This window comes from Achromobacter sp. Marseille-Q4954 (genome assembly GCF_943737025.1).
GTDB lineage: Bacteria > Pseudomonadota > Gammaproteobacteria > Burkholderiales > Burkholderiaceae_B > Achromobacter > Achromobacter bronchisepticus_A.
On the sequence record NZ_CALSFQ010000002.1, the window covers coordinates 550,465 to 576,505 of the forward strand.

General features: G+C 68.4%; 22 protein-coding genes. 15 read left to right on the forward strand and 7 right to left on the reverse strand.

Translation table 11 applies throughout. The features are described 5' to 3' along the window. Positions 1 to 17: 17 nt before the first annotated feature. Together NGK62_RS20580 and glgA are read right to left on the reverse strand one after the other, a co-directional pair. A complete protein-coding gene (locus tag NGK62_RS20580; RefSeq protein ID WP_251880073.1) occupies positions 18 to 3,200 on the reverse strand; it encodes an alpha-1,4-glucan--maltose-1-phosphate maltosyltransferase in 3,183 nt (1,060 codons plus the stop codon). Positions 3,201 to 3,224: 24 nt separating this feature from the next. Further along, complete coding sequence (gene glgA / locus NGK62_RS20585) at positions 3,225 to 4,781, reverse strand: glycogen synthase GlgA (RefSeq protein ID WP_251880075.1); 1,557 nt, start codon at positions 4,779 to 4,781, stop codon at positions 3,225 to 3,227. Between the two features lie 160 nt (positions 4,782 to 4,941). Here glgA and NGK62_RS20590 point away from each other — a divergent pair, with 160 nt between their 5' ends. The 4 genes from NGK62_RS20590 (at position 4,942) to NGK62_RS20605 (ending at position 8,536) form a co-directional block, all read left to right on the forward strand. Next, the gene (locus NGK62_RS20590; protein WP_251880077.1) at positions 4,942 to 6,714 is read left to right on the forward strand and encodes a thiamine pyrophosphate-requiring protein; all 1,773 of its coding nucleotides are present in this window, start codon (positions 4,942 to 4,944) and stop codon (positions 6,712 to 6,714) included. Positions 6,715 to 6,758: 44 nt separating this feature from the next. Then, entirely contained in the window at positions 6,759 to 6,959 is a 201-nt protein-coding gene (locus tag NGK62_RS20595) for a hypothetical protein (protein WP_251880079.1), read from the forward strand. A 46-nt stretch (positions 6,960 to 7,005) separates the two neighbouring features. Beyond that, positions 7,006 to 7,344, forward strand: coding sequence for an ElaB/YgaM/YqjD family protein (locus NGK62_RS20600; protein ID WP_251880081.1), 339 nt, complete (start codon positions 7,006 to 7,008; stop codon positions 7,342 to 7,344). Positions 7,345 to 7,426: 82 nt separating this feature from the next. Further along, positions 7,427 to 8,536 carry a DUF748 domain-containing protein gene (locus NGK62_RS20605; protein WP_059376051.1) on the forward strand — a complete coding sequence of 370 codons (1,110 nt, stop codon included), beginning with the start codon at positions 7,427 to 7,429 and terminating at the stop codon, positions 8,534 to 8,536. On the opposite strand, the gene NGK62_RS20610 is transcribed toward NGK62_RS20605, so the two are convergent. The 5 genes from NGK62_RS20610 to NGK62_RS20630 form a co-directional block, all read right to left on the reverse strand. Further along, positions 8,526 to 9,557, reverse strand: coding sequence for a lysylphosphatidylglycerol synthase domain-containing protein (locus tag NGK62_RS20610; protein WP_251880084.1), 1,032 nt, complete (start codon positions 9,555 to 9,557; stop codon positions 8,526 to 8,528). The two genes, NGK62_RS20605 and NGK62_RS20610, sit on opposite strands and share 11 nt — an antisense overlap. Further along, the gene (gene clsB / locus NGK62_RS20615) at positions 9,554 to 10,747 is read right to left on the reverse strand and encodes a cardiolipin synthase ClsB (protein ID WP_251880086.1); all 1,194 of its coding nucleotides are present in this window, start codon (positions 10,745 to 10,747) and stop codon (positions 9,554 to 9,556) included. The genes NGK62_RS20610 and clsB overlap by 4 nt, the downstream gene beginning before the upstream one ends. Next, a complete protein-coding gene (locus NGK62_RS20620; RefSeq protein WP_059376059.1) occupies positions 10,744 to 11,511 on the reverse strand; it encodes an endonuclease/exonuclease/phosphatase family protein in 768 nt (255 codons plus the stop codon). Before NGK62_RS20620 ends, clsB begins: the two co-directional genes overlap by 4 nt. 122 nt (positions 11,512 to 11,633) lie before the next feature. Next, positions 11,634 to 12,347: an MgtC/SapB family protein gene (locus NGK62_RS20625; protein ID WP_119449206.1), complete on the reverse strand. Its 714-nt coding sequence runs from the start codon at positions 12,345 to 12,347 to the stop codon at positions 11,634 to 11,636. A gap of 179 nt (positions 12,348 to 12,526) precedes the next feature. After that, the gene (locus tag NGK62_RS20630; protein ID WP_251880088.1) at positions 12,527 to 12,874 is read right to left on the reverse strand and encodes a hypothetical protein; all 348 of its coding nucleotides are present in this window, start codon (positions 12,872 to 12,874) and stop codon (positions 12,527 to 12,529) included. A gap of 737 nt (positions 12,875 to 13,611) precedes the next feature. Here NGK62_RS20630 and NGK62_RS20635 point away from each other — a divergent pair. From NGK62_RS20635 to NGK62_RS20685, 11 genes are all read left to right on the forward strand, one after another. After that, complete coding sequence (locus tag NGK62_RS20635) at positions 13,612 to 15,189, forward strand: TerC family protein (RefSeq protein WP_059376066.1); 1,578 nt, start codon at positions 13,612 to 13,614, stop codon at positions 15,187 to 15,189. A 309-nt stretch (positions 15,190 to 15,498) separates the two neighbouring features. After that, on the forward strand, positions 15,499 to 16,266 hold the full coding sequence (locus NGK62_RS20640; protein ID WP_251880090.1) for a hypothetical protein: 768 nt from the start codon (positions 15,499 to 15,501) through the stop codon (positions 16,264 to 16,266). Positions 16,267 to 16,302: 36 nt separating this feature from the next. Further along, positions 16,303 to 17,268, forward strand: a complete 966-nt coding sequence (locus NGK62_RS20645; RefSeq protein WP_251880092.1) for a SphA family protein — start codon at positions 16,303 to 16,305, stop codon at positions 17,266 to 17,268. Positions 17,269 to 17,348: 80 nt separating this feature from the next. Next, positions 17,349 to 18,512 carry a formylglycine-generating enzyme family protein gene (locus NGK62_RS20650; RefSeq protein ID WP_251880094.1) on the forward strand — a complete coding sequence of 388 codons (1,164 nt, stop codon included), beginning with the start codon at positions 17,349 to 17,351 and terminating at the stop codon, positions 18,510 to 18,512. A gap of 37 nt (positions 18,513 to 18,549) precedes the next feature. Continuing rightward, entirely contained in the window at positions 18,550 to 19,521 is a 972-nt protein-coding gene (locus NGK62_RS20655; RefSeq protein WP_251880913.1) for an AAA family ATPase, read from the forward strand. Between the two features lie 7 nt (positions 19,522 to 19,528). Then, the gene (locus NGK62_RS20660; protein WP_251880096.1) at positions 19,529 to 20,488 is read left to right on the forward strand and encodes a DUF58 domain-containing protein; all 960 of its coding nucleotides are present in this window, start codon (positions 19,529 to 19,531) and stop codon (positions 20,486 to 20,488) included. Further along, a complete protein-coding gene (locus NGK62_RS20665; RefSeq protein ID WP_251880098.1) occupies positions 20,485 to 20,985 on the forward strand; it encodes a DUF4381 domain-containing protein in 501 nt (166 codons plus the stop codon). The genes NGK62_RS20660 and NGK62_RS20665 overlap by 4 nt, the downstream gene beginning before the upstream one ends. Further along, complete coding sequence (locus NGK62_RS20670) at positions 20,972 to 21,994, forward strand: VWA domain-containing protein (RefSeq protein WP_251880100.1); 1,023 nt, start codon at positions 20,972 to 20,974, stop codon at positions 21,992 to 21,994. The genes NGK62_RS20665 and NGK62_RS20670 overlap by 14 nt, the downstream gene beginning before the upstream one ends. After that, positions 21,979 to 23,574: a VWA domain-containing protein gene (locus tag NGK62_RS20675; RefSeq protein ID WP_251880102.1), complete on the forward strand. Its 1,596-nt coding sequence runs from the start codon at positions 21,979 to 21,981 to the stop codon at positions 23,572 to 23,574. Before NGK62_RS20670 ends, NGK62_RS20675 begins: the two co-directional genes overlap by 16 nt. Continuing rightward, complete coding sequence (locus tag NGK62_RS20680) at positions 23,571 to 25,004, forward strand: hypothetical protein (protein ID WP_251880105.1); 1,434 nt, start codon at positions 23,571 to 23,573, stop codon at positions 25,002 to 25,004. The genes NGK62_RS20675 and NGK62_RS20680 overlap by 4 nt, the downstream gene beginning before the upstream one ends. Continuing rightward, the gene (locus tag NGK62_RS20685) at positions 25,001 to 25,999 is read left to right on the forward strand and encodes an HAD family hydrolase (protein WP_251880107.1); all 999 of its coding nucleotides are present in this window, start codon (positions 25,001 to 25,003) and stop codon (positions 25,997 to 25,999) included. The genes NGK62_RS20680 and NGK62_RS20685 overlap by 4 nt, the downstream gene beginning before the upstream one ends. Positions 26,000 to 26,041: the final 42 nt, after the last annotated feature.

Genomic DNA, 26,041 nt, shown 5'->3' on the forward strand with positions numbered 1-26,041 from the left:
GCAATGGGCGCGCGGCGTCATCCATGCAGCGACAAGCGCCACACGCGATAGGGTTGATCGGGATGCAGCGTCAGTTCGCGGATCTGCCCCTGCCATGGCTCGCTGCGTTCAGCCAGCAGGTCTTCTGCGATCAGCCGGCCCGTGTCGGCCTCGCCGAACAGCCAGAATGGCGCCTCGATGCGCGCCGTCTGCGGCTGGAAGGGATCCAGGCTGATGACCGCGAGGATGAAATTGCCGCGGCCTGGCGTGGACTTGCAGAACGCCAGCACGCGGTCGTTGCCGCTATTCGCCAGGGTCAGGCCCCGATGGCTCTGCAGGGCCGGGTTGGCGCGCCGGATCTGGTTCAGGCGGGTGATCTCCGCGCGGATGTTGCCCGGCGCAAACCAGTCGCGCTGGCGCAACTCGTACTTCTCGGAGTCCAGGTACTCTTCCTTGCCCGGCAAGGCGGCCGACTCGCACAGTTCGAAGCCGCTGTACATGCCCCACAGGCCGGACCCCAGCGCCGCCAGCGCAGCGCGTATCAGAAAGCCCGGGCGGCCCGAGGACTGCAGGAAGTAGGGGTTGATGTCCGGCGTGTTGACGAAGAAGTGCGGCCGGAAGAAATCGGCGGCGGGCGGCGTGGAGACTTCCTCCAGATAGGCCTCCAATTCCGCCTTGTCATTGCGCCAGGTGAAGTAGGTGTAGGACTGGGTGAAGCCGATCTTCGCCAGCCGGTACATCATCTTGGGCCGGGTAAAGGCTTCCGACAGGAAGATCACGTCGGGATGCTGCGCGTGGACCTCCGCGATCAGCCACTGCCAGAACGGCAGCGGCTTGGTATGTGGGTTGTCGACCCGGAAGGTGCGCACGCCATGCTGCACCCAGAACAGCACCACGTCGCGCAGCCCGCGCCACAGGGTCAGCTTGCGCGCGCGGCGGGCGACGGCGCCGTAGAAGGCGACATTGACAATGTCCTGGTACTTCTTCGGCGGATTCTCGGCATAGCGCAGCGAACCGTCCGGACGCCAGGAGAACCAGTCCGCGTGCCGCGCCAGCCAGGGATGGTCCGGGGAGCACTGGATCGCGAAGTCCAGCGCCACTTCCATGCCGTGGGCGCGGGCCGCGTCCACCAGCCGCAGGAAGCCGTCCAGCCCGCCCAGCAGCGGTTCAACCGCATCGTGCCCGCCGTCGGCAGAACCGATGGCATAGGGACTGCCTACGTCGCCGGGCTCGGCGCGCAGGCTATTGTTGCGTCCCTTGCGGTTGCGTTGCCCGATGGGATGGATGGGCGGGAGATAGAGCACGTCGAATCCCATCTCGCGCACGTCCGGCAGCCGCGCAATGACGTCGTCGAAGGTGCCATGCTGACCGGGCAGCGCGGATTGCGAACGCGGAAACAGCTCATACCAGCTGGCGTGGCAGGCCTGGCCGCGATCCACCCAGACCGGATAGGGCGCGGGGCTGACGTATTCGAAAGGGCGGTCGTCCAGTTCGCGCATGGTGCCGGCCAGATCCTCGTCCAGCAGCGCATCGATCTGTTGCGGTGTGGGCGGAGCCGGTTCGTCTTCGGCGGCCTTGGCGAATCTCTGCAGCGTGTTGCGCAACGTCATGGCGCCGGGGTGCGAGGCGTTGCGGGCGCGCGCCAGCGCCGCGCGCAGCATCAGCAGGCCTTCCTCCACTTCCAGGCGCAGGTCCACGCCGGCCTGGTGTTTCACCTCGAAGTCATGGCGGAAGGTCTGCCAGGCGTCCAGCCAGGCATGCACCACGAACTCGTGCGGCCCGATGCGGCGCGGACGGAACGAGGCTTCCCAGCGGTCGTTCAAGCCGCGCGTGAAGGGCGCTGCGCGCCACGAACTTTCGTCGGCCGCGCGCCAGCGCAGTTCGGCGGCCAGCAGTTCATGGCCGTCCATGTAGATGTCGGCGCGCACCGGAATCCGCTCATGCGGGATGCTCTTGATGGGGAAGGCGCCGCCATCCACGGTGGGGCTGACCTGCTCGACCACGATGCGCTGGCTGGCGGCGCCGTCCTGGCGGCGCGCCACATGCCGCGAAGCTTCGCGCACGGGATGCGTGGGTTCGAGCAGATACATGGCGCAGCCCGCGGGCGCAATGGCATTGCCTTGCGGCGCCAGGCCGTCCGGCACGCCTTCGGACAGGAAATCGGCCGGCGGCAGCAGCGGCGCCAGCGCGTCCCAATCCACGCTTGCTTCCTCCGTATCCGACGGGTTGAGCGCCAGGACGGCGGTGCCGGCCGCGCATTCGCGCAGCAGCATGGTGCAGTGGCCGTCGCGCCCGCCGGCCAGACGCAGCGGGCCGCGCAATCCGGCTTGCGCAAACCAGCGATTGGCCTCGGCTACGTCGGGCAGGCGGGCATCGTCCTCGCCATCGAACATCAGGACATCCGCGCATAGCGCCGCGGCCCAGGCGCCGCGCTTGTCCGAGACGTCGCGCGGCGGCGCGGCAATGACGGGTGCAATGGCGCGCAGCCTGCGGTCTTCCTCCGCCAGCCAGCCGGATTTGCAGTCCCACCAGGGCAAGGACGAGCACAGGCCGTCCAGGCCCGCGCCGCGCAAGGCCGTCAGCGACTCGGGCGTCAGTCCCTGCGCCCAGGCAAACAGTTGCGCGGCGCGATCCGGACCGCGCAACGCCGCCGCCAATGCCGCCCAGTCCTGGGCCGGCAGGCATTGCGGCGCATGGAAGACGTAGCCTGCGGCGCCGCGTTCGAACCAGCGCCGCAGCCGTTTGCTCCAGGTCTCCACAAAGCCGGGCGGCGGCGGCCCCGGACGCAAGTGCAGCGCCTCGCGCACGTCGGCGCTCATGCGCGGATCGCGCGCGGGGTTTTCGGCAGGCGGTTGGTACCAGCCGGGGCCAGCCGTGTCGGCTACGGCGCCGACGGCGCAGCGGTCCATGACGATATCGAGGTACAGGGCCAGGCCGTGTTCGGCGAGCTGCCCTGCGGCCTGCTCGATCCAGTCGGCCATGGGCACGCGCCCGCCTGCCAGCTGCGCGCTGTCGGCATCCAGCGGGGCGGGCGAGGCGCTTTCCGGCCCCTGCAGCCAGGGCGCCGGCAGCAGCAGGGCATTGAATCCGCGTTGCCGCAAGTGTGAATAAAGGCGCGGCCCGATTTCGCCGCCACGGGCGCAGGCGTCCCCGCTTGCGCCGCCACGGGCGTGGTAGAGGCGCAAGGGAGCGTGCGGATGGGCTGGCGGGGATGTGGGCACCTGCGGTTCCTCCTGTCGGGGCGCCTAGACGGCGGGCGCGGGAAACGGCCCGCCAGAACGCTGTCCGGCGCGTAGGGCAGCCACCTCGGCCACGGCCGGCACGCGGGGCCTTCTGCCGGTATCGGCCAGCGCGCGATAGAGCTCGGCGTAGGGCGCCGCGGCGGCGCGCCAGCTGAAATCCGCGTTCATGGCATTGCGCTGCATGGTGCGCCAGAGCATGGCGTCCTCGCGCAGGCGCAGGGCGCGGGCGATGGCCGCATTCATGGCCGCGGGGTCGTCGCCGTCGAACAGCAAGCCATTGGCGCCGGCCATTGCCGAGAGCGGCGCGCGCGGCCCGGGATCGTCGATCGTATCGGCCATGCCGCCCACCCGCGAACCTATCGGGATGGATCCGTAGCGCATTGCATACAGCGGCGTCAGGCCGAAGGGCTCGAAGCGGCTGCCGTGCAGCAGCATGTCGGAGCCCGCGTGCAGCCGGTGGGCCACCGCCTCGTCATAGCCGATGCGGGTGGAGCAACGCCCGGGAAAGCGCGCGCACAGTCGTTTGAGAGCTTCTTCCAGGCGGCGGTCGCCCTGGCCGAGGATCGCGACCTGCAGGCGCGGGTGGCGATCCAGCGCCTCGGGCAAGGCCTGCGCGGCGACGTCCGCCATCTTCTGTTCCGTCAGGCGGCTGCCCATCGCCAGGAGCACGGCTTCGGCATCCTCATGCAAGCCGAACTCCCGCTGCAGGGCCGCCTTGCTGCGCGCCTTGCGGCCCAGGTCGCGCGCCGAAAACCGCAATGAGCCCAGATGCGGATCGCGCACCGGATTCCACACCATGTTGTCGATGCCGTTGGGGATGGCCACCAGATCCGCGGCGCGCCGCCGCAGCAGTCCCTCCAGTCCGCAGCCAAAGGCGGGCGTCAGGATTTCCCGGGCATAGGTATGGCTGACGGTGGTGACGCGGTCGGCGTAGCGGATACCGGCCTTGAGAAAATTCAAGCGGCCCCAGGCGCCGGCGGCTTCGTCGTTGCGGTAGCGTTCAGGTATGCCCAGGGAGGCGGCGCATTCCATCGGGAACTGTCCCTGGAACGCCAGGTTGTGGATGGTCATGATGCTTTTGACGTCGCCCGGGCCGTATTCCCGCAGCAGCAGCGGCACGAGTCCGGCGTGCCAGTCGTGCGCATGCAGCAATTGCGGCCGCGCGATGCCGGGCAAGCCGCCCGCCACGCGCACCGCCGCATGGGCCAGCGCCGCGTAGCGCAGCGCATTGTCGGCGTGCTCGCAACTGTTTTCGTCCAGATAGATGCCAGGCCGGTCATAAAGCGCGTCGTTCTCGAGCAGCAGGAAGTCCAGCCCCGACTGGGCGCAATGCCCGGCGAGGAGCCGGGCTTCCCCTCCCGGCAGATTGTGCAGTGGCGCCACCACCCGCAAGCGCTCCAGCCGCTGGCGCACGCCGCGGTAGGCCGGAAGCAGCACCGTCACGGGCACGCCGGCTTCGCACAGCCCGCGCGCCATGCCCGTGATGGCGTCCCCCAGGCCGCCCGTCTTGGCCAGGGGAAACGCTTCACCCGCCACTACCAGGGTTCGAATCTTTGTCATGCCAACTCCCGTTCAGGCGGATCGTCGAGCGCGTCCGCCGCTGGGGCTTTCATCCGCAAGCGCCGTGCCTGCGCCGGCACCGGCGCAGGCGGACACGGCCGGGAACGGTAATTGCTGGTCTGGGCGTTCTGTCGAATTGCGGGAAAACGCGGAGCATCGAATGAAGACTGTGGCGGACTTTGTGTTGGAACGGCTGTCGCAATGGGGGGTCAGAAGGATCTACGGCTACCCCGGAGACGGTATCAACGGCCTGATCGGCGCCTTCGGCCGCACCCGTGAGCCGTTGGAGTTCGTCCAGGCCCGCCACGAAGAAGCCGCGGCGTTCATGGCCTGCGCCCACGCAAAGTTCACCGGGCAGGCCGGGGTCTGCCTGGCGACCTCCGGTCCCGGCGCCATCCATCTGCTGAATGGCCTGTACGACGCCAAGCTGGACCATCAGCCCGTCGTGGCCCTGGTCGGCCAGCAGGCCCGCAGCGCCCTGGGCGGCGACTACCAGCAGGAAGTCGACCTGATCAGCCTGTTCAAGGACGTGGCGCACGATTACGTGCAGATGGCCGCGACCGCCGAACAGGCGCGCCACATGATCGACCGCGCCATGCGCATCGCCCTGGAGCGGCGCAGCGTGACCTGCGTCATTTTTCCAAACGATGTGCAGGATTTGCCGGCGGTGGAGACGCCCGCCCGCGAACATGGGACCGTGCCGACGGGCATAGGCTTGACCTCGCATGCCGGCGTGCCGGGCGAGGCCGCCTTGCGCAATGCCGCAGACATCCTCAACCGCGGCGAACGGGTCGCCATGCTGGTCGGGGCGGGCGCGTTGCAGGCCGGCGCGGAAGTGCGCCAGACCGCTGAACTGCTGGGCGCCGGCGTGGCCAAGGCGCTGCTGGGCAAGGCGGCGGTACCCGACAGCCTGCCGTACGTCACGGGCTGCATCGGCTTGTTGGGCACGCAGCCCAGCTGGGACATGATGAACGAGTGCGACACCCTGCTGATGGTGGGCACGTCGTTTCCGTACTCGGAATTCCTGCCGCCGCCAGGACAGGCGAGGGCGGTGCAGATCGATCTGGACGGCCGCAAGCTCAGCCTGCGCTATCCCGTTGAACTTGGCTTGGTCGGCGACAGCCGGTTGACCCTGCAGGCCCTGATTCCCTTGTTGCAGCCCAAGACCGCGCGCCGCTGGCGCGAACGCATCGAGGGCAAGGTCGCGCGCTGGCACGAAACCGTGGAGGCGCGCGCAATGGTGCAGGCCCGGCCGCTGAATCCGCAACGTCCCTTCCTGGAACTGTCCAAACGGCTGCCGCCGCGCAGCATCCTGACCTGCGACTCGGGCTCGGCGGCGAACTGGTATGCGCGCGACATCGCCATGCGCGATGGAATGATGGGCTCGGTATCGGGTGGCCTGGCCACCATGGGCTGCGGCGTGCCTTATGCGCTTGCCGCCAAGCTGGCGCATCCGGAGCGGCCCGTCATTGCGCTGGTCGGAGACGGCGCCATGCAGATGCTGGGCATGAACGAGCTGATCACCATCGCCCACCGCTGGAAGGACTGGGCCAACCCGACCTTGATCGTCATGGTCCTGAACAACGGCGACCTCAATCTGGTCACCTGGGAGCAGCGCGTCATGGGAGGCGACCCCAGGTTCGCGGATTCGCAATGGCTGCCCCGGTTTTCGTACGCGGAGTATGGCCGCCTGTTAGGCCTGGAAGGCATACGGGTGGACAGCCCGGACGCCGTGGGAGATGCCTGGGATCAAGCCCTGGCGGCGACCCGTCCGGTCGTGCTGGAAATGGTGACCGACCCCGAGGTGCCACCCTTGCCGCCGCACATTCCGGCCAAGCAGGTGGCCGCGTACTTCCAGGCGCTGCGCAAGGAAGAGGGCGGCGCGGCAGGCGCGGCCTTGCGCGCGACCATCAAGCAATGGTGGGCGGGATGAGGCCGCGGCCGCATCGATCGCATTCTGTCGTTCAGGAGCATGCCATGACCAAGACCAGACCTTCCGGACCCTCCCGGCCCGCGGACCCCAAACCGCCGGGTCCGCAGCAGCATCCCGCCGAACAGCCCACCCCCGACCCAGGCCGGCACGAGACCGACCGGCACGGCCGTTGGCCGCCCGACAGCCTGCCCAACCCCATGCCCGGACTGGATCCCCAGCAGACGCCGGGGATCGACAGGCTTTGAGGAACCGCGGCCTTCTGCCGCACACGTTTTTTCACAAGGAGCATGTATGAACAAGCACCACGGATTGCGGGACATGTTTCAACCCACCGACAACAACACGCGCACGGTGCGCGAACTGATCGCTGGCACCGAGGCGCTCTTGCGCAGCACCGCGAGCTATAGCGGTTCCGAGATCGAAGCTGCGCGCGACAGCCTCAAGCAGCAGCTCGAAGCCGCGCGCGAGCACGCCAAGGGCTGGGAGCGTGCGGCCTGGGAGCGCGCCCGGCATGCTTCCCATGCCGCCGACGAGTACGTCCATGAAAACGCCTGGAAGAGCCTGGCGGGCGCGGCGCTGATCGGCGTGCTGGCGGGCGTGTGCCTCATGGCCGACCATAAACGCCGCTGAGCGCCTAATCCTTTTTGCCCATTGATAGGGCGGGGCGTTTCCAGGACCATGCTCGGATTGCGCCGCAACACCGGAATCCACGATGAACCTCGACCCAACCGCGCCACGCCGCAAATCGCCATGGGGGAAAGCCTTGGCGGTCGTGACCCTGGTTGCGGCGGTGGGCGTCGTGCTGGCGTTCGCCGCCTTGCGCATCGCCGAGCAGCGCATCGCCAACATGCTGGGTCCGCGCGGCGAGGTGGGGCAGGTCGACATCGGCTATCGGCAGGTGATCCTCAAGGACGTGACGATATCCGGCGGCACGGGCCAGGCAGGAGCCCGCGCGCGGCACGTGATCCTGGAGCCGGACTGGTCTGCCTTCCTGCGCCATGAGACGGTCTTCAAGACCGTCATCATCGAAGGCTTCGACTTCACCGTGGTGCGCCGGGCCAATGGCGATATGGACATTGCGCCCGCGTTGCAGGCCTCGATGCGGGCGGGCGAAGGCGGCGACGGCCAGCCGCGCCGCAACACGCCTATCCGCATCGCGGAATTGATACTGCGCGACGGCCGGCTGGATTTCGAGGACGCCGCAGTCTCGCGGCCCGCGCATAGGATCCCGTTTTCGGGCGTCGAGGCGAGTCTGCGTCCGCTGACCATCCCCGGCGACGGCTCGCGCAGCGAGATGGAATTCTCCGGCAATGTCGAAGGCAACCGCAACGGGGCCGCCACGGTGCGCGCGCAGGGTTGGCTGGTGCTGGGCGGCACGGATGCCGACATCAAGGTGGCGGTGCGCAACATGGACATCCAGCATGCCGCGCCGTACCTGGCCGACAACGGCGCCACGTCCTTGGCCGCGGGCGCCATGGACCTGGACATGCGCACCGCCATCACCAAGCGACGGCTGCAGGCCACGGGCACCGTGGCCCTGCGAGGCTTGCGCTTCGGCGGCAACGGCGACCTGTTTTCACTGCCGCGCAAGGCGGTGCTGGCGGCGTTGAAGGACCAGAGCGGCACGCTGCGTTTCGATTTTTCCCTGGCAGGCGACCTCGACAATCCCAAGTTCTCCGTCGCGCGCGGCTTTACCGCCCAGGTGGCCCAGGGCTTCAGCCATGCAATCGGCGTGGGCGCCGAAGGTGCGGCCGAAGGCGTTACCGGCGCCGTGAAGGAACTGGGCAACGCCTTGTCGGACCTGCTCACGCCTAAGCCTTGAACGAGTGGCCGGCGTCGTTGCGGCGCCTGTCAGCCGCAGCCGGCCTGGGCTCAACTTCCGGTTGCGCGCGCCTGTGCCTCAGTTTCACCTCCAACGCGGCAAAGGCCGCCAGGGCCAGGAACAAGGGCGCGAACGCATAGAGCGCCCGGTAGGCCAGCGCCGCGCCCAGCACCTCGGCAGCAGGGATCCCGGGCGCGAGCGTGGCCACGAAGATGGCTTCCGTGGTGCCCAGTCCGCCCGGCACGCGGATCACCAGGGCCGCGAAGCTGGCGCAAAGCAGGATGCCGAGCACCGCAAAATAGCTGGCCTTGCCTTGCAGCAGCAGATAGATGATGGCCCCCATGATGGCCCACGACAGGGCCGCGACCACGCTTTGCGCCACCGCCATGCCGGCGCCGGGCAGCACCGCATGCTGTCCCATCCAGGTCCAGGTGCGCCGCTTCGCCCGTGCGCACACAGCCACGTAGCCTGCCGCCAGCAACAGCAACGCGACGCCGAGTGCACGCAGCAGGTGTGACCCGATGGCCCAACCCTGCGGCACGGACACCGCGCCCGCCGCGAACAGCGCGCCCGCGATCCACGCGTAGCCTATCCAGTTCGACACAGCCGAAAACAGCGTGACGCGCGTCGCCACCGACTTGCGGCAGCCCAGCCGCGCGTACAGCCTGAGGCGCGCGCCCAGGCCGCCGAGCAGCACGCCCAGGTTCAGATTCAGGGCATAGCTCATCATGGCTACGCCCAACACCTTGGGCCAGGGCAGGGTATGCCGGGTGTAGCGCTTGCTCAGGAGATCCATGCCGCCGTAGGTCAGGTAGCCCGCCACGACCAGTGCGGCGGCAGCGGCTATGGTCCCCGGCGGTATCCTGCGCATGGCGATCCAGACCTGCGCCCAGTCTACCGAGCGGCCGAAGTAGTACAGCAGCGCCGCCACCAACGCCAACACGATCACCGGCAAGGCACGCTTGACCCGCGGCCAGCGGTGCCTCCACGCGCGCGTCAACGTGGAGCGGAACACTCTCATGCCGACTCCTGTTGCGCCTGGATAGGCAGCGACTTCAGGCGGGGCTTGTGCGCGGGCAGGCTGCCGGCCCAGGCGGGAAAGCGCCGCAGGAAATGGAATACCACCACGCCGATCCACAGCCGCCGCAAGCGCCGCCTGGACCCCTCGGGCAGCTCGATGCGCCGGCAATCCTGTTCGATGAGCCGGTCAAGGCTGCGGCGCAGCGCGGCGTTCAAACCGGCGTCGCGCGCCACCACGTTGGCTTCCAGATTGAGCGCCAGGCTGAGCGGGTCCAGATTGCTGGATCCGATGGTGCTCCAGTCTCGGTCCACGCAGGCAACCTTGCCGTGCAGCGGGCGCTTGCAGTACTCGTAGATCTCCACGCCCGCATCGATCAGGTAGTCATACAGCATGGACGCCGCCAGGCGGGCGACCAGCACATCGGGTTCGCCTTGCAGCAGCAGCCGCACGCGCACGCCGCGACGGGCGGCGTTGGCCAGGTCGTGCAGCAACTGATATCCGGGGAAGAAATAGGCGTTGGCGATCAGCACGTCCTCGCGCGCGGCGCGCACGCCGGCCCGGTAGTAGCGTTCGATGTCCGTCTGATGCTCGATGTTGTCGCGCACCACCAGGCGGCCGCCGCCGTCGCCTTCCGGCATGGGATCCATGCGCGCCGGCCGCCGCCGCTTGCGGGTCCACGCGTCCACCGCTAGCGCCTCGCGCGCGAAGTCCGCGACGTCCGCGGCCAGCGGGCCTTCCAGCCGCACCGCATAGTCCTGCTTGGCTTGCGGCCCGTAGTCGGGCAGGTGGTCGGCGGAAAGATTGATACCCCCGACAAAGGCGACCCGGCGGTCGACCGCCACGATCTTGCGGTGCATGCGCCTGAACACATTGGTGCGCACGCCGAGCAAGCGCGGACGCGGATCGAATACATGCACACGGATGCCGCTTTCGGTCATGGCGCCGACAAAGGCGCCGTCCAGCTCGTCCGAGCCATAGCCGTCCACCGTCAGGTCCACGCTGACGCCGCGACGGGCGGCGGCGATCAGGGCGCGCTGGAACTCCTGCCCCACGGCGTCGTCGAACAGGATGAAGGTTTCCACCAGCACTTCGCCGCGCGCCGCGGCAATCGCATCGAGCACGGCCGGAAAATACCCGGTGCCATTCTCCAGCAGCGTGTAGCGGTTGTTCTCGCGCCAGCGCAGGTTCATAGCGCGATCTCCGCGCAGATCGGCACATGGTCGGACAGGCGCGACCAGATCCGCGAGGCCAGCGGCACCGGCTGCCAGTCCCGGACGTTGCGCACGTAGATGCGGTCCAGCCGCAACAAGGGCCAGCGCGCGGGAAACGTGCGGGCGGGGCGGCCCAGGCGCGACGTGTAGACCTCGCGCGTGCCGCAATCCCGCATCAGCGAGTCGGCGCGCAGGCGCCAGTCGTTGAAGTCGCCTGCGATCAGCAGCGGTTCGCTGGCGGGCACGCCTTGCGCCACCAGTTCGCACAGGCGGCGCAACTGCTTGCCCCGGTGGCCTTCCAGCAGGCCCAGGTGCACGCATATCGCATGCACCGGCGTATCCAGCGAGGGCACCCGCAACACGCAGTGCAGGAGTCCGCGGCCCTCATGCCCATGTACGGTGACGTCATGGTTTTCGTGGCGTTCGATGGGATATCTCGACAGGAGCGCATTGCCATGGTGTCCCGCCGGGTAGACCGCGTTGCGGCCGTAGGCGAAATCGGTCCACAGCGAGTCCGCCAGGAATTCGTACTGGGACAGGGCAGGCCAGGCCTGATGCCGTTCGGCGTGCCCCTGGTGTTCTCCCAGCACTTCCTGCAGGAACACGATGTCGGGGCTCGCCATCCGCAAGGCTTCGCGCAGTTCATGCAGCATGAAGCGGCGGTTGAAGCTGGTGAAACCCTTGTGCGTGTTCACGGTCAGCACGGTCAGCGTGGTGGCATCGATGTAGCGGGAGGAGGGCATGGACGCTCCGGATGGGTCGATCCGGACAGCGGAGCAATCCGCGTTCCCAAAACGTAAAGAGGCGTAACTGCCGGGGCGGCGCTGGGATCCGGCCTCGGCGGCGTTGCGCCAGGCGGGCGGCGCTACACGGTGCGGGCGGCCCAGAAGGCAGTGCGCACGGCGGGCGAGGCCGCGATGCTGGCGGTCACGCGGTCCAGGTCCAGCTCGTCGACCGAGGCCTCGCTCAACGCCGCCTCGATTTCGACTTCGTTCTCGCCGAACTGGTCGATCTTCAGTTCGGACAGGGGCAGCTGTTCGGTTTCGAGCACGTCTTCCAGCACCGTCATGGCCGCCTGCCGCTGCTCCACGTTCGCGATTACATGTATCACGGTCGTGACTTCGGTGGTCTGCGAGTCGACCGGCTGGCGGTTGACGTAGCTGACCACCGGACGCAGCAAGGTGTTCGCCGCCAGCACGAAGGCGGTGGCGGCAACCGCTTCCAGGATCAACGATGCGCCCGCGCAGGCGCCGATGGCGGCGGAGCCCCACAACGTGGCGGCGGTGTTCAGGCCGCGGATGCTGCCGCCTTCGCGCATGATGGCGCCGGCGCCCAGGAAGCCCACGCCCGAGACCACGTAGGAAATGACGCGCGAGCCGCCATCGGCGCCGCCCACGCGGAACGCCAGGTCCACGAAGATGGCGGCGCCCACCGCCACCAGCACATTGGTGCGCAGGCCGGCCGTGCGTTGGCGGAACTGGCGCTCAAAGCCGACCACCGAGCCCAGCACGAACGCGGTCAGCAGGCTGACCAGGGTATTGGCCAGCGTGATGAATTGGATGTTTTCGAAGTTCTTCATCTTCTTCTCTCTTCTTCAGCATGTTATGGATGGGCGCGGGCGGGCTCAGGGCAGGCGCCAGACCGACGCCAGGACCAGCAGCAGTCCCGCCAGCCAGATCAGCGCCAGCAGGACGACGCGCGCAATCATCAGGGTTTTGTACGGATCTTTCATGACAGCCTCCTGGCCGCGAGTTGGCGTCAGGCGGGCAGCACGGCAATGGCCGCGCCGGACTCGCATTCCCAGTGCACCCGGCGCACGTCCGGGCTCTGGCCCAGCCGCAAGGCCACCGCGCCCAACAGATTGCGCAGATGCGGCGGGCAATGCAGCGTGACGACGGTGGATGCGAGCTGGTCCGATTCGGCGCGCGAAATCCGCACCGCCAGCACGCGCAAGTCCAGGTCGCGCAGTTCGTAGTAGAGCTGCTTGCGCAGCGCGTTGAGCGTGTCGCCCAGGCTCACGATGGTGAATTGATAGGTGGTAGGGGCCGTCTTGGACGCGGCCGCGCCGCTCCGGTCCAGGAAGGGCAGGAATTGCTTGATACGCATGATCGTCTCCTTAGCGGGGAGTACGGTGGCAGGTCCACGTGCATGCGCCGCCAGGCCGGTGCGCAGGCGCGCGCAACAAGGCGCAACGCATCGCGTCGGCAAGCAGTAGGGGAGAGGGCTGGCGGTCCCGTGTCGGGTACCGAAGAGCCGGGTCCTGGCTGTCAGACAGGACCGGCGCGGACTATTTCCGCGGATCCTGCGTCAAGCGGCGCTTGCAGTCGTGTTCCGACTACATCCGTCGTTGTCCACATTGATCTCTGGTGAGTTGAAGGTGCCCGCAGTATATCGCCGACCTAGGGTAAACACCAGTAAAAATGCCGCGAAAGAAGGGCGTCCGCGGCATGGCCTGCCTGGGCTTCGTCGGATGCGGGAGAGAACGGATTCATGTAGTATTCAGTTTCCCGTAAGAAAGAGAGCAAGGCGGGCGCTCTATCCGTTTGCTGCCCCGGCAGCCTGAGCCGTCCGCCATCTATGACTGAAGACCCACCCCCTAGCAGGGCGCCGCAAGCAAGCCGGCGCCCGATGCCCCATCTTCCCGCCACGGCCCGGGCGCGCAGCCCGCAAGCCGACTCCATGTTCGCCGCCGCGGCCACGCCGCGCCTGGGCGGTCGCGCTCCGCCGGCCGTCCTTGGGGCCGTTCGCGCCCGCACTGAGCCTCATGCCCGCATCCGCGGCGCATTCCCCTTGATCCTGGCCGGCGCCGCATGGCGCCCGGTCCCGATTTGCATGGAACCTCGATGATTTTCGATTGGATGTCCGACCCCACCGCCTGGCTGGGCCTGGCGACCCTGGTCGTGCTTGAAATTGTGCTGGGTATCGACAACCTGGTGTTCATCGCCATCCTGGCCGACAAGCTGCCGCCCGAGCAGCGCAACCGCGCGCGCCTGATCGGCCTGACGCTGGCGATGGTGATGCGCCTGGGCCTGTTGGCGAGCATCGCCTGGGTGGTCACGCTGACCGAACCCATGTTCACGCTGCTGGGCGCGGAGATCTCCGGACGCGACCTGATCCTGATCCTGGGCGGCCTGTTCCTGCTCTTCAAGGGCACCATGGAGCTGCATGAGCGCGTGGAAGGCAGCGCCGGCCACGAGCAGGGCCAGAAGCCGCAGCATGCCGTGTTCTGGCAGGTGATCCTGCAGATCGTGGTGCTGGATGCGGTGTTCTCGCTGGACTCGGTGATTACGGCCGTGGGCATGGTGCAGGACCTCAGCATCATGATGATCGCGGTGATCGTGGCCATGGCCGTGATGATGCTGGCCAGCCGCCCGCTGATGGCTTTCGTGGGCCGCCACCCGACGGTGGTGATCCTGTGCCTGGGCCTGCTGCTGATGATCGGCTTCAGCCTGGTGGCGGAAGGCCTGGGCTTCCACGTGCCCAAGGGTTATCTGTACGCCGCGATCGGCTTCTCGATCCTGATCGAGCTGTTCAATCAGCTGGCGCGCCGCAACCGCGTCAAAGGCACGCACGCCCTGGGCCGCCGCCAGCGCACCGCGCAGGCCGTGCTGCGCCTGCTGCGCGCCGGCCGTGCGGGACAGGCCGCCGGCCAGGCCGACGAGGTGGCCGCGCTGGTCGACGGCGCGGACGGCGAACCGGCCTTTGCGCCCGAGGAAAGCACCATGATCGAACGCGTGCTGTCGATCGGCGGGCGGGACGTGCGTTCCATCATGGTGGCGCGCGGCGACATGGTCTGGCTGGACGTGGCCGATACGCCGGAGATCATCGTGCGCAAGTTCGGCAGCGGCCACTCGCGCCTGCCGCTTTGCGCGGGCGATCCGTCCAATGTGTTGGGCGTGCTGCACTTCAAGGACGTATTGCCGCTGTTGCAGAACCCTGGCCCGATCGATCTGGTGGAGCTGGCGCGCGAACCGCGCTATGTGATGGAAACCATGCCGGTGCTCAAGGTGCTGGATGAGCTGCGCGGTTCGCGCGAGCACATGCTGATCGTGGTCGACGAGCACGGCGTGTGCGAAGGCCTGATCACGCCCATGGACGTGCTGACCGCCGTCGCGGGCGACCTGCCCGAGCATCAGGAAGACCAGCCCGAAGCCTTGCAGCTGGCGGACGGAACCTGGCTGCTGGAAGGCCGCCTGGCCGTTGCGGAAGCCGCGCGCCTGCTGGACGCGCCGGACCTGGCCGAGGAGTACCCGGATGCCACGCTGGCGGGCTGCCTGCTGCGCGCCGGCGGCCGGATCCCCGAAGCCGGGGACGCGATCGAGTGGCGCGATTGGCGCTTCGAGGTCACCCGCCGCGACGGCCTGCGCATCGATCAGGTGCGCGCCAGCCTGATGCGGCAGGAGGCGCCGCAGGCCGGCTGATGTTGCAAGGCCGGCGCCAGCGCCACGACGGGGATGCCTGAGGGCATCCCCGTTTTTTTGTCTGCGCAATAACCTTTCTTCATCCTGAACGCAATCGGTTACGGCCTATGGCGAGTATTGGTGAAAGTAAAACTCTGTGCGAAGATTGCGACAGATTTCACGACTTTGGATCTCGGCACGGCTTGCCGAGATCAGCATTTCCGCACGGCGCGTCTTTGCATTTTGTTATCTCTCTCCGGGGTACATCGCATGGGCAGTACGCAGTCTGCATACAAGGAAATAGGTGGAAGAGGAATCGCGGCGTGGCTGATGATGGCTGCGCCGCTGTGCTTTGCGCAGCTTGCGCACGCCCAGTCCCAGTCGGCGGATGACGCCAACAAAAGCAACAACCCGCTGAACCTGGCGGCGTCGTTGAATTTCCAGAATTACTACACGCCGAAGTTGTTCGGCAGCAACGCTCACACCAACGACTTCCTGATCAGGCCGACCATTCCTGTTGCGCCCGGCGAGTTGGTCGGCGTGCCGCAGATATTCCGCATCACGGCCCCCGTCAGTACGCGCCCGCAGGCCGACGGCAGCTACAAGACTGGCCTGGGCGACATCAATGTGTTCGACATTTTCCTGTTGCAGCAGGGCGCGGTGGATCTGGGCGTGGGACCGATGCTGACCATGCCCAGCGCGACCGGCAGCGAGCTGGGCGCGGGCAAATGGTCCGCCGGACTGGCCGGCGTGGCGGTGCACTCCAGCAAGGAAGGGCTGCTGGGCGCGCTGGTGCAATGGCAGCATTCATTCGCCGGCCAGGCCGCGCGCGACACCGTGCACACCGCCACCTTCCAGCCGTTCTTGATACGCAACCTGCCGCAAGGCTGGTACCTGAGGTCCACCGCAACCTGGACCTTCGATCTGCAGAAGAACGACTACTACATTCCCGTGGGGCTGGGCGCGGGCAAGGCCTGGCGTGTCGGGAAGAACATCTTCAACGCGTTCGCGGAGCCGCAATGGACGGTTGCGCACAAGGGAGAGGGCCTGCCCCAATTCACGTTGTTCGCCGGTTTGAACATCACCTTCGGGAATTGATCCCGTCAGCTTTTTCCGATCTTGCGGAGTGTAGGCATGCAGAACGCGATTGCGGCAGTTGCTGGGTGCTTGGCGGTGCTGGCCGGACTGGTCCTGCCGTCGTCCGCCTGGGCCACCGAAGGGGCGCTGGGACGCCAGATCACCGGCACCAACGTGCAGCCCAATGCCGGCATCGTTTCTCCCGAGCCCATCTGGGCCGTCAACCTGTCGCAGATCTACCTGGACGGCAGCGTGGGCGGCAGCCGCGAAGTGCCGGTAGGGGGCCGCACTTCGCTGGGCCTGGACGCGAAAGTCGCGTTCACCCTGGCCACCGTGCTCAAGACCTGGGACACCGGCCCCGGCCGCTGGAACTTCGCTTCCAGCTTCACCTTGCCCTATGTCTGGAACAAGGTGAATTCCACGGTCACGGGGCCGGGCGGGCGCAACGTGGAGCAGAGCGACACTGCCTCGAACCTGTTCGACCTGTATTTCTCGCCCATCATCGCGGGCTATCACTTTTCCGAAACCTCCCATATGGCGCTCAGCCTGAACATCTGGGCGCCCACCGGCAAGTACAACGCCAACGACATGGCCAACCCCAGCCTGAACAACTGGACCTTCATTCCCCAGGTGGCCTACACCAAGATATTTCCGGAATCCGGCTTTCAACTGGACACCGTGGCCGGCGTCCAGTTCTACACCCGCAACAACGCCACGGACTATCGCAACGCGCCGCTGTTCAGCATGGACGTGATGGGCCGCAAGATCTTCAGCAACGGGGTGAGCGCGGGCCTGATCCTGGGCACCATCCAGCAATTGGGCAGCGATTCGGGGCCGACGGCCGACCGGCTCAACGGCTTCAAGGGGCGCGACTGGGCGCTGGGCCCGATCGTGACCTATGACACGAAGCTGGCGGACAAACGTTCCCTGTCCCTGAGCCTGCGCTGGGTACCCACGATCAGCAGCACGAAGCGTCTGGACAGCAACGACACGGTCATGGCGACCGCGACGCTGGTGTTCTGAACGTCAGCACGATTTCAAGGGGCTGCCAGCCCCGGGCGCGGCACGGCCGCACCTGAACCATCAGCTTTGGGGTGATAGCAATGGCAAACCAGACAAAGGGAAAGACACGCTACGCCAGCGCATTGCTGCTGGCCGGCGTGGTGCTGGGCGCGGGCGCCAGCACGGCCTACGTGGTCATGGGCAAGAACGGGCCGCCCGAAGCGGTGAAGGTGGTGCTGGGCGACGGCAAGAGCGGCCCGGCGGGCATGGCCTGGGTGCCGGGACGCGAGTTCCTGATGGGCAGCAGCCACAAACTGGCCCAGCCCAATGAAATGCCGGCGCACAAGGTATCCGTCAGCGGCTTCTGGATGGACGTGAACGACGTGACCAACGCGCAGTTCCGCCGTTTCGTCGAGGCCACCGGCTACGTCACGACGGCCGAGCAAAAGCCTCGATGGGACGACTTGAAGGTGCAGCTGCCGCCCGGCACGCCGCGTCCGGACGACAGCCTGCTGGTGCCCGGCGCCATGGTGTTCGTCGGCACCGAGAGCGAGGTGTCCCTGCGCGACTATTCGCGCTGGTGGCGCTATGTACCCGGCGCGAACTGGCGTCATCCGCAAGGCCCGGGCAGTTCCATCGCCGGCAAGGACGACCACCCCGTGGTGCAGGTGTCGTACCAGGACGCCACGGCCTATGCCAAATGGGCAGGCAAGCGCCTGCCGACGGAATCCGAATGGGAAATGGCCGCGCGCGGCGGGCTGGAACAGGCCACCTATGCCTGGGGCGAGGAGTTGCTGCCGCAGGGCAAGGCCATGGCCAATATCTGGGACACGCAGCAACAGCAGCCGTTTCCCGTGGTGAAGGACGAAAAGGTGCAGGTCGGCACCATGCCGGTGGGCAGCTTCTCGCCCAATGGCTATGGGCTGTACGACATGGCCGGCAACGTCTGGCAATGGACCGCCGACTGGTACCGCGCCGACGCCTTCAAGATCCAGGCGCAGTACCGCCAGCCGCCCGCGGATCCCGCGGGGCCGGCCGACAGCTACGACCCCGACGACGGCATCGTTCCGCCCGCCGCGCCCAAACGCGTGACGCGAGGCGGCTCGTTCCTGTGCAGCGACACCTATTGCATCAGCTACCGCACCAGCGCCCGGCGCGGCACGGACCCCATGAACGGCATGTCGCACCTGGGTTTCCGCACCGTCATGACGCCCGAACAATGGAAACTGGCCCAGACCGCCAGGAACGGCGTCGCCAGCCGCTAGCCGGCAAACCATCGATCACGCAGGAGAGGGTATGCCGATGAGCAACCGCGACAGCATTCTGGAACTGGAACGCGCCATCGCGCGCGCCGTGCTGGGGCAGGGCGCCGTCATCCGCGAAGTGCTGCTGGGCCTGCTGGCCGACGGCCACCTGCTGCTGGAAAGTCTGCCGGGGCTGGCCAAGACCCGCACCGTCAAGACGCTGGCCCAGCATCTGGCCGCGGCCATGAGCCGCATCCAGTTCACGCCCGACCTGCTGCCTTCGGACATCACCGGCGCAGAGGTGCTGCAACAGGACGCGCAGGGCGCCAGCCGCATCCAGTTCCAGCAGGGGCCGCTGTTCGGCAACCTGATCCTGGCCGACGAGATCAACCGCGCGCCCGCCAAGGTCCAGGCCGCGCTGCTGGAAGCCATGGAGGAACGCCAGATCACCGTGGCCGGCAAGACCCACCGCATGCCGCAGCTGTTCATGGTGCTGGCGACCCAGAACCCGATCGAGCAGGAGGGCACCTATCCCTTGCCCGAAGCGCAGATGGACCGCTTCATCATGAAGATCGTGCTGGACTATCCCGACCCCGCCAGCGAAAGGCAGATGCTGGCCATGCTGCGCGGCGAATCGCGCCAGGACGCGGAACCCGCCGCCGCGCCGCTCAGCCAGGAAGACCTGTTCGCGTGCCGCGCCGAGGTCGACCGGGTGCACGTGTCCGAGGCGCTGGACCAGTACCTGGTGGACCTGGTCAACGCCACCCGCAGCCCGGCCGGGCATGACGCCGACCTGGCGCGCTGGATCCAGGTCGGCGCCAGCCCGCGCGGCGCGATCGCGCTGGACAAGGTGGCGCGCGCCCACGCCTGGCTGGCGGGGCAGGACTATGCCTCGCCCGATGATGTGCGCAGCGTGGCCCGGCCGGTGCTGCGGCATCGCCTGCACCTGTCCTATGACGCGGTCGCCGACGGCGTGTCGGCGGACCAGGTGATAGGCAGGCTGCTCGACACGGTCGCCGTGCCAGTCTGAGTGCGCCATGCCGTCCGCCGCTCCTTCCCCTGAAGTCCAGGTCCGCATCACGGACCTGATGGCGCTGGAACCCGCCGCGCGCGGCCTGGGGTTCTTCAGCCGCCAGCCGGTGCGCAGCATCCTGGCCGGCCAGCATGGCTCACGCCTGCGCGGGCGCGGCCTGGACTTCGAGGAACTGCGCCGCTATCTGCCCGGCGACGATCTGCGCCAGCTGGACTGGCGCGCCTCGCAGCGGCTGGGCAAGCCCTATGTGCGCACCTACAGCGAGGAACGCGACCGGCCGGCGCTGGTGGTGGTGGACCAGCGCATGGGCATGTATTTCGGCTCGGTGCGCAGCTTCAAGTCGGTGGTGGCCGCGCGCGTCGCGGCGCTGTCCGCCTGGATGGCCTATCTGGCGGGAGACCGCGTGGGCGGCCTGGTGTTCAGCGATGCGGGCATCGACAGCGTGCGCCCGCTGCGCAGCCGCGAACGCATCCAGGCGCTGTTCGCGGCCATTGCGCGGCGCAGCCAGTCCATGGGCGCGGACCAGCCCGACGTGGACGCATCCGGACGGCTGAACGAAGCGCTGCAAGGGGCGCTGGCGCACGCGCCGCATGATTGCCTGGTCTGCCTGATCAGCGACTTTGCCGGCGCCGACAGCGCTACCTTGCGCCTGCTGCGCACGCTGGCCGCGCACAATGACGTGGTCGCAACGCTGGTGTACGACCCGCTGGCGTTGCGCATTCCCTTGAGCGGCCGGCTGGTGGTGACGCAGGGCGAGCTGCAGGTCGAGGTCGCGGCGGATCGCAAGCAGGTGCGCGAGCCGTTGTCGGCGTTCTTTTCCGGGCGCCTGCAGGACGTGGCCGACTTGCTGCGCCGCAGCCGCGTGCCGCTGCTGTCCATCGACACGGCGGACGACACCGTGGCGCAGTTGCGCCGCGAACTCGGCCGCGAGGCCAGTGTTGCGCAAACCCGGGGCCGGGCATGAACGCCGACGCCGCCCCGTCCATCGAACAGCTGCGGCAGCTGCCGCTGCCCGAGCCAGTCAGCTACTGGCCGCAGACCTGGGGCTGGCTGGTCCTGCTGGCAGTGGCGCTGGCGCTGGCCGCATGGGCCGCGTGGCGGATGGCGCGCCGCCACCGGCGCAATGGCTACCGCCGCGCGGGCCTGCGCATGCTGGAAGCGCTGCGGCGCGAAACGCAGGCGGATCCGCTGGCCGCGCGGGCCTTGCCGGACCTGCTCAAACGCGTCGGCCTGTCGTCGGTGGCGGCCGCCGACCGCAACCGGGTGGGCGCGCTGCAAGGCGCGGAGTGGGTCGCTTTCATGGATGGCGGCGCAGCCGTGTTTCCGCCCGACGCCGCCGTGCTGCTGAGGGCGCTTGCCTATGCGCCGCCCGAAACCTTGCGGGCCATAGACCCCGCGCGCGTGCGGACCTTGTTCGCCGCCAGCCGGCAATGGATGGAGCGTCATCATGTGGCGGCTTGAATATCCGTGGCTGCTGGCGCTGCTGCCGCTGGGCTGGCTGGCGTACCGCTATCTGCCGCCGTATGTGCAGCGGCGCAGCGCCGTACGGATTCCGTTCTTTGAATCGGTGGCGCGCAGCACCGGCCAGACGCCGCGGCGCCCCGGGGTGCGCGGCGACCGCTGGCAGCTGGCCTTGAACGCGCTGGTATGGCTGCTGCTGGTCCTGGCGCTGGCGCGGCCAGAGCGAGTCGAGCCGCCGCTGGAGCACCGCCAGCCGGTGCGCGACCTGCTGTTGGCCATCGATATCTCGCAATCGATGGAGACCGAGGACTTCGTCGCGCCGAACGGCCGCCGCGAGGACCGCTTGAGCGGCGTCAAGGCCGTGGTGGCCGACTTCATCGACCGCCGCAAGGACGACCGGCTTGGACTGATCGTGTTCGGCACCGCGGCCTATCCGCAGGCGCCGCTGACCCAGGACCACGCCACGCTCAAGCTGCTGCTGGGGCAGGTAAGCACGCGCATGGCTGGTCCCAATACCGCCATCGGCGACGCCATCGGCGTGGCGATCAAGCAGTTCGAGCATGCCGGCGAACACGATCAGGTCCTGATCCTGCTGACCGACGGCAACGACACCGGCAGCGCCGTGCCGCCGGACCGCGCCGCGGCCATGGCGGCCGCGCGCCACATCGTCGTGCATACGGTGGGCATAGGCGATCCGCAGGCGCAGGGCGAGGAGAAGGTCGATTTCGACGCCTTGCGCGCGATCGCCGCCAAGACCGGCGGCCGCTTTTTCCCGGCGCAGGACCAGGCCTCGCTGCGGCAGGTCTACGCCGAACTGGACCGCATCACGCCGCATGAAGTGCGCGAATTGCGCCACCAGCCCAAGCAGGATTTCTTCTGGGTGCCGCTGGGCCTGGCGCTGTTGCTGCTGGCTGGCTGGCACCTGGGCGCCGCGCTGCGCGGTTGGCGTCATGGCGCCGGGGCGCAGGGCAAGAGCGGCGTGGAGGAGGGCGGATGGAAATCGACCTGAGCGCCTTCCATTTCCTGCGCCCCTGGTGGCTGCTGGCGGTCGTGGCCGCGGCCTTGCTGCTCTGGCGGCGGCGCGGCGAGGACGGCCGGCTCGGCTGGCGCAGCAACATTGCGCCGGCGCTGCTGCCACACCTGACCGTGCGCACGCAAGGCAGCCGCGGACCGCGGCCGGTGCAATTACTGGCCGCCTTGCTGGCGCTGGGCGGCCTCGCCGCCGCGGGACCGACGTGGCAACAGGACCGCCCGGCCTTCCTGGACAATCTGGCGCCCCTGATCGCGGCGGTCGACCTGTCGCCTTCGATGGATGCAGCGGATCTGCCGCCCAGCCGGCTGGAGGCTGCCAAACGCAAGCTGCGCGATCTGCTGAAGCGGCGCGCAGGCGCCAAGACCGGCCTGATCGCCTACGCCGGCTCGGCGCATCTGGTGCTGCCGCCGACCGACGATCCCGCCTTGCCCGACATGTTCGTGCAGGCCCTGTCCACCGGGCTCATCGCCGCGCCCGGCAAGGACGCGGCGGGCGCGATCGCGCTGGCCGCCAGCCTGCTGCAATCGGGCGAGGCGGGCGGCACCCTATTGTTGGTGACGGACGGCGCGGACACCCGCCAACTGGCCGAGGTCGAGCGCCTGGCGCGAGCCAATTCCTTCCAGGTCCTGGTGTGGGCGGCGGGCACGCGCGATGGCGGCGTGGTGCGCGACGCCCGCGGCCAGCCGCGCATCGACGCGCAAGGCCGGCCCTTGCTGGGCAGTTTCGACGAGGATGCGCTGAAACAGCTGGCGCAAGCCGCCCGCGCGCCCCTGGGCAGCCTGACCCTGAACGACGACGACCTGGACTGGGTAACACTGCATGCCGAGCGGCATTTCCAGGAGGTGCAGGACGCGGACAAGCCGCTGCACTGGAAGGACGCGGGCTATTGGCTGTGCTGGCCGCTGGCGCTGCTGGCATTGCTGGCGCTGCGGCGCGGCTGGAACATCAACTGGACGGCCTGCCTGCTGCTCGCCGTCACGGCCGCGCTGCATGCGCCGCGCGCGGAAGCAGGCGCGCTGGCCGACGCCTTCTTCACGCCCGACCAGCAGGGCCGCTGGGCCTACGAACACAAGCGCTATGCCGAGGCCGCGGCCTTGTACGCCGATCCTTACTGGAAAGGCCGAGCCGCCTACGACGCGGGCGACTACCAGGCGGCGCTGGCCGCATTCGCCAAACTGGACACGCCCGAAGGCGACTTCTATCTGGGCAATACCCAGGTCCGCCTGCGCAGCTACGAAGCGGCGCTCGCGGCATACGATCAGGCGCTGCGCCTGCGGCCGGATTTTCCCGAAGCGCGCGCAAACCGCGAGCTGGTCGCCAGATTGATCGCCGCCGCCGAAAGCGAGCAACAGGACGACGATTCGGAGAAGCCGGACGAGACCCGCGTGGACAGCGACAAAGGCGCGGGCAAGATGATGCGCACCGAGACGCCGCAAGCCGCGTCCGACGAGGTCTGGCTGCGCAACCTGAGCCTGTCACCGGCCGGCTTCCTGAAGCAGAAATTCGCCATCGAAGACGCACGCAAGGCCGCGCCGGCGCAGGGGAAACAGCCATGATCCGCCGCCATGCCGCGCTGCTGCGTTGCCTGGGCCTGCTGCTGTTGCTGCACCTGGGGCTGTGCGCAGGCGTGGCGCGCGCCCAGCAGGCGGAAGCCGGGCCGCAGCTGCACGCCGAGGCGCGCATGGCGACTCCCGGCGACCTGACGGCCGGCGCCACCGCCATCCTGCAGGTGGACGTGCTGACTTCGACCTGGTTCACCCAGCCCCCGCAGATGCCGGCCCTGGACATTCCGGGCGCGCTGGTGTCGGGGCCGTCGGGACAGGCCACCATCATCCGCGCCACCATTGGCGGCGTCGCCTACAACGGACTGCGCTACACCTATCTGGTCAGTCCCGAGGCGGCGGGCGCCTTGCGCGTGCCGGCCATCCAGGTCAGCGCGCAGGTGGGGCAGGCGACGGCGCCCCTCGTTGCGCAGACGCGCCCGCTCGAGGTGCGCGCCGCCGGACCGCCGGGCGGGGTAGCCGGTGGAGTTGCGGGCCGCCTCCTGGCGGCAAACTCGGTCCAGGCGAGCCAGCAGATCCGCTATTCGGCCGAGCCGCCCGCCGTGGGCGACCACGTCAGCCGCGTCATCACCGTGCAGGCCCAGGGCGCGCAGGCCATGCTGATCCCGCCTGCCGCCGCAGCCGCAGTTCCGGGTCTGAAGCTGTACCCGTCCGAGCCCCAGTTGACGCAGATCTCCGACAGCCGCGGCGGCTTCCTCGGCGGACAGCGCGTCGACCGCCTGGACTATGTGATCGAACGCGGCGGCGCCTACGAACTGCCGGCGGTCGAGATCCGCTGGTGGAACATCGCGGCCAACAAGGAGGAGCGCGTGACGCTGCCGGCGCAACGCTTCGAAGCGCAGGCGGGCGCCGCCTACCAGGCGCCATTCTCGGTCGAACAGGACCTGCGCGACATGGGCCGGCAAGTGCAGGTGCGGATCCCGGGAGGATGGCTGGCGTTGGCCGCGGGCGTGGCGCTGGCGGCGCTGGCCTGCTGGCTGGGCGCGCCCTGGCTGCGGCGGACGCTGGCCCGCATGCGGGCCGGACTGCGGGCGCGGCGCGAACAATGGCGCGCGTCCGAACCCTATGCGGCCATGACCTTGCGCCGCCTGCTGGCGCAGCCCCAGCCGCGCATGGACGCGCTATACGCGTGGCTGCGCTGCGCATGCGGCGCGGCCACGCTGGCACAGGGGACGGCCAGTCTGGAACCGGCGCTGCGCCTATCGGGCGACGACGCCCTGCGGGCCTGCTATGGCCGCGAACCGGACGCGGCGCGGGGCTGGCAAGGCTTGCGCGAGATGTTCCCGCGCTGGCGTCGGAGCTTGCGCACCGCGGCGCGGCCTGCCGGCACGGCCGACCTGCCTGCGCTGAATCCCCGTCCGCCCGCGTCGTCGCGCGGACTGGCGGACACGCCGCCCGGCGAACTTCCCGGAGATCTCCCATGACGACGCCTTTGCTTGCCCGCCGCTGGTTCGCGCTGCTGCTCCTGTTGTTGCTGGCCGGCCTGGCGCGCGCGCAGACGCCGCTGCCGTCCTGGAACGAGGGGCCTTCGCGCCAGGCCATCCTTGGGTTCGTGCAAGCCGTCACCGCGGAAGGCAGCCCGGACTACGTGGCGCCGGCCGACCGCATCGCGGTGTTCGACAACGACGGCACGCTGTGGAGCGAACAGCCCTTGTACTTCCAGCTGATCTTCGCGCTGGACCAGGTCAAGGCCATGGCGCCCCAGCATCCCGAATGGGCGGCCGAGCAACCCTACAAGGCCGCGATCGAGGGCGACCGCCAGGCGCTGGCCGCCTCGGGCACCGAAGGGCTGCTGAAGATCGTGGGCGCCACCCACGCCAACATGACGACGCAGGCCTTCGGCGCGGAGGTCCGGCAATGGATCAAGACCGCCCGCCATCCGCGCTTCAAGCAGCCCTACACCAGCATGATCTATGCGCCGATGCTGGAGCTGCTGGACTATCTGCGCGGCAACGGCTTCAAGACCTACATCGTCTCGGGCGGCGAAGTGGAATTCATGCGGGCCTGGGCGCAGGACGTCTACGGCATTCCGCCCGAGCAGGTGATAGGCACCACCTTCGTCACCGAGTTCCAGATGCAGGACGGCAAGCCCGTGCTGATGCGCACGCCCAAGCTCGACTTCAACGACGACGGCCCGGGCAAGCCCGTGGCCATCAACAAGTTCATCGGCCGCCAGCCCATTTTCGCCTTCGGCAATTCGGACGGCGACCTGCAGATGCTGCAATGGACGGCGGCCGGCAGCGGCAAGCGTTTCGCGGGCCTGGTGCATCACACCGACGCCCGGCGCGAATGGGCCTACGACCGGGATTCCAAGATCGGCAGACTGGACCGTGCGCTGGATGAAGCGCAGCAAAAGGGTTGGGTAATCGTGGACATGGCAAAGGAGTGGAGAAGGGTATACGCATTTGAAACACAGTGATTCGTTTACGTGACTGGGAACCGCCCGCAAGGGTCAGGAGAA

What these genes read in the sequence shown, in the direction of transcription:
- glgA (WP_251880075.1), bottom strand. Translation starts at nt 4,781, where the DNA reads ATGACAAAGATTCGAACCCTGGTAGTGGCGGGTGAAGCGTTTCCCCTG.
- NGK62_RS20590 (WP_251880077.1), top strand. Translation starts at nt 4,942, where the DNA reads ATGAAGACTGTGGCGGACTTTGTGTTGGAACGGCTGTCGCAATGGGGG.
- NGK62_RS20595 (WP_251880079.1), top strand. Translation starts at nt 6,759, where the DNA reads ATGACCAAGACCAGACCTTCCGGACCCTCCCGGCCCGCGGACCCCAAA.
- NGK62_RS20600 (WP_251880081.1), top strand. Translation starts at nt 7,006, where the DNA reads ATGAACAAGCACCACGGATTGCGGGACATGTTTCAACCCACCGACAAC.
- NGK62_RS20605 (WP_059376051.1), top strand. Translation starts at nt 7,427, where the DNA reads ATGAACCTCGACCCAACCGCGCCACGCCGCAAATCGCCATGGGGGAAA.
- NGK62_RS20610 (WP_251880084.1), bottom strand. Translation starts at nt 9,557, where the DNA reads ATGAGAGTGTTCCGCTCCACGTTGACGCGCGCGTGGAGGCACCGCTGG.
- clsB (WP_251880086.1), bottom strand. Translation starts at nt 10,747, where the DNA reads ATGAACCTGCGCTGGCGCGAGAACAACCGCTACACGCTGCTGGAGAAT.
- NGK62_RS20620 (WP_059376059.1), bottom strand. Translation starts at nt 11,511, where the DNA reads ATGCCCTCCTCCCGCTACATCGATGCCACCACGCTGACCGTGCTGACC.
- NGK62_RS20625 (WP_119449206.1), bottom strand. Translation starts at nt 12,347, where the DNA reads ATGAAGAACTTCGAAAACATCCAATTCATCACGCTGGCCAATACCCTG.
- NGK62_RS20630 (WP_251880088.1), bottom strand. Translation starts at nt 12,874, where the DNA reads ATGCGTATCAAGCAATTCCTGCCCTTCCTGGACCGGAGCGGCGCGGCC.
- NGK62_RS20635 (WP_059376066.1), top strand. Translation starts at nt 13,612, where the DNA reads ATGATTTTCGATTGGATGTCCGACCCCACCGCCTGGCTGGGCCTGGCG.
- NGK62_RS20640 (WP_251880090.1), top strand. Translation starts at nt 15,499, where the DNA reads ATGATGGCTGCGCCGCTGTGCTTTGCGCAGCTTGCGCACGCCCAGTCC.
- NGK62_RS20645 (WP_251880092.1), top strand. Translation starts at nt 16,303, where the DNA reads ATGCAGAACGCGATTGCGGCAGTTGCTGGGTGCTTGGCGGTGCTGGCC.
- NGK62_RS20650 (WP_251880094.1), top strand. Translation starts at nt 17,349, where the DNA reads ATGGCAAACCAGACAAAGGGAAAGACACGCTACGCCAGCGCATTGCTG.
- NGK62_RS20655 (WP_251880913.1), top strand. Translation starts at nt 18,550, where the DNA reads ATGAGCAACCGCGACAGCATTCTGGAACTGGAACGCGCCATCGCGCGC.
- NGK62_RS20660 (WP_251880096.1), top strand. Translation starts at nt 19,529, where the DNA reads ATGCCGTCCGCCGCTCCTTCCCCTGAAGTCCAGGTCCGCATCACGGAC.
- NGK62_RS20665 (WP_251880098.1), top strand. Translation starts at nt 20,485, where the DNA reads ATGAACGCCGACGCCGCCCCGTCCATCGAACAGCTGCGGCAGCTGCCG.
- NGK62_RS20670 (WP_251880100.1), top strand. Translation starts at nt 20,972, where the DNA reads ATGTGGCGGCTTGAATATCCGTGGCTGCTGGCGCTGCTGCCGCTGGGC.
- NGK62_RS20675 (WP_251880102.1), top strand. Translation starts at nt 21,979, where the DNA reads ATGGAAATCGACCTGAGCGCCTTCCATTTCCTGCGCCCCTGGTGGCTG.
- NGK62_RS20680 (WP_251880105.1), top strand. Translation starts at nt 23,571, where the DNA reads ATGATCCGCCGCCATGCCGCGCTGCTGCGTTGCCTGGGCCTGCTGCTG.
- NGK62_RS20685 (WP_251880107.1), top strand. Translation starts at nt 25,001, where the DNA reads ATGACGACGCCTTTGCTTGCCCGCCGCTGGTTCGCGCTGCTGCTCCTG.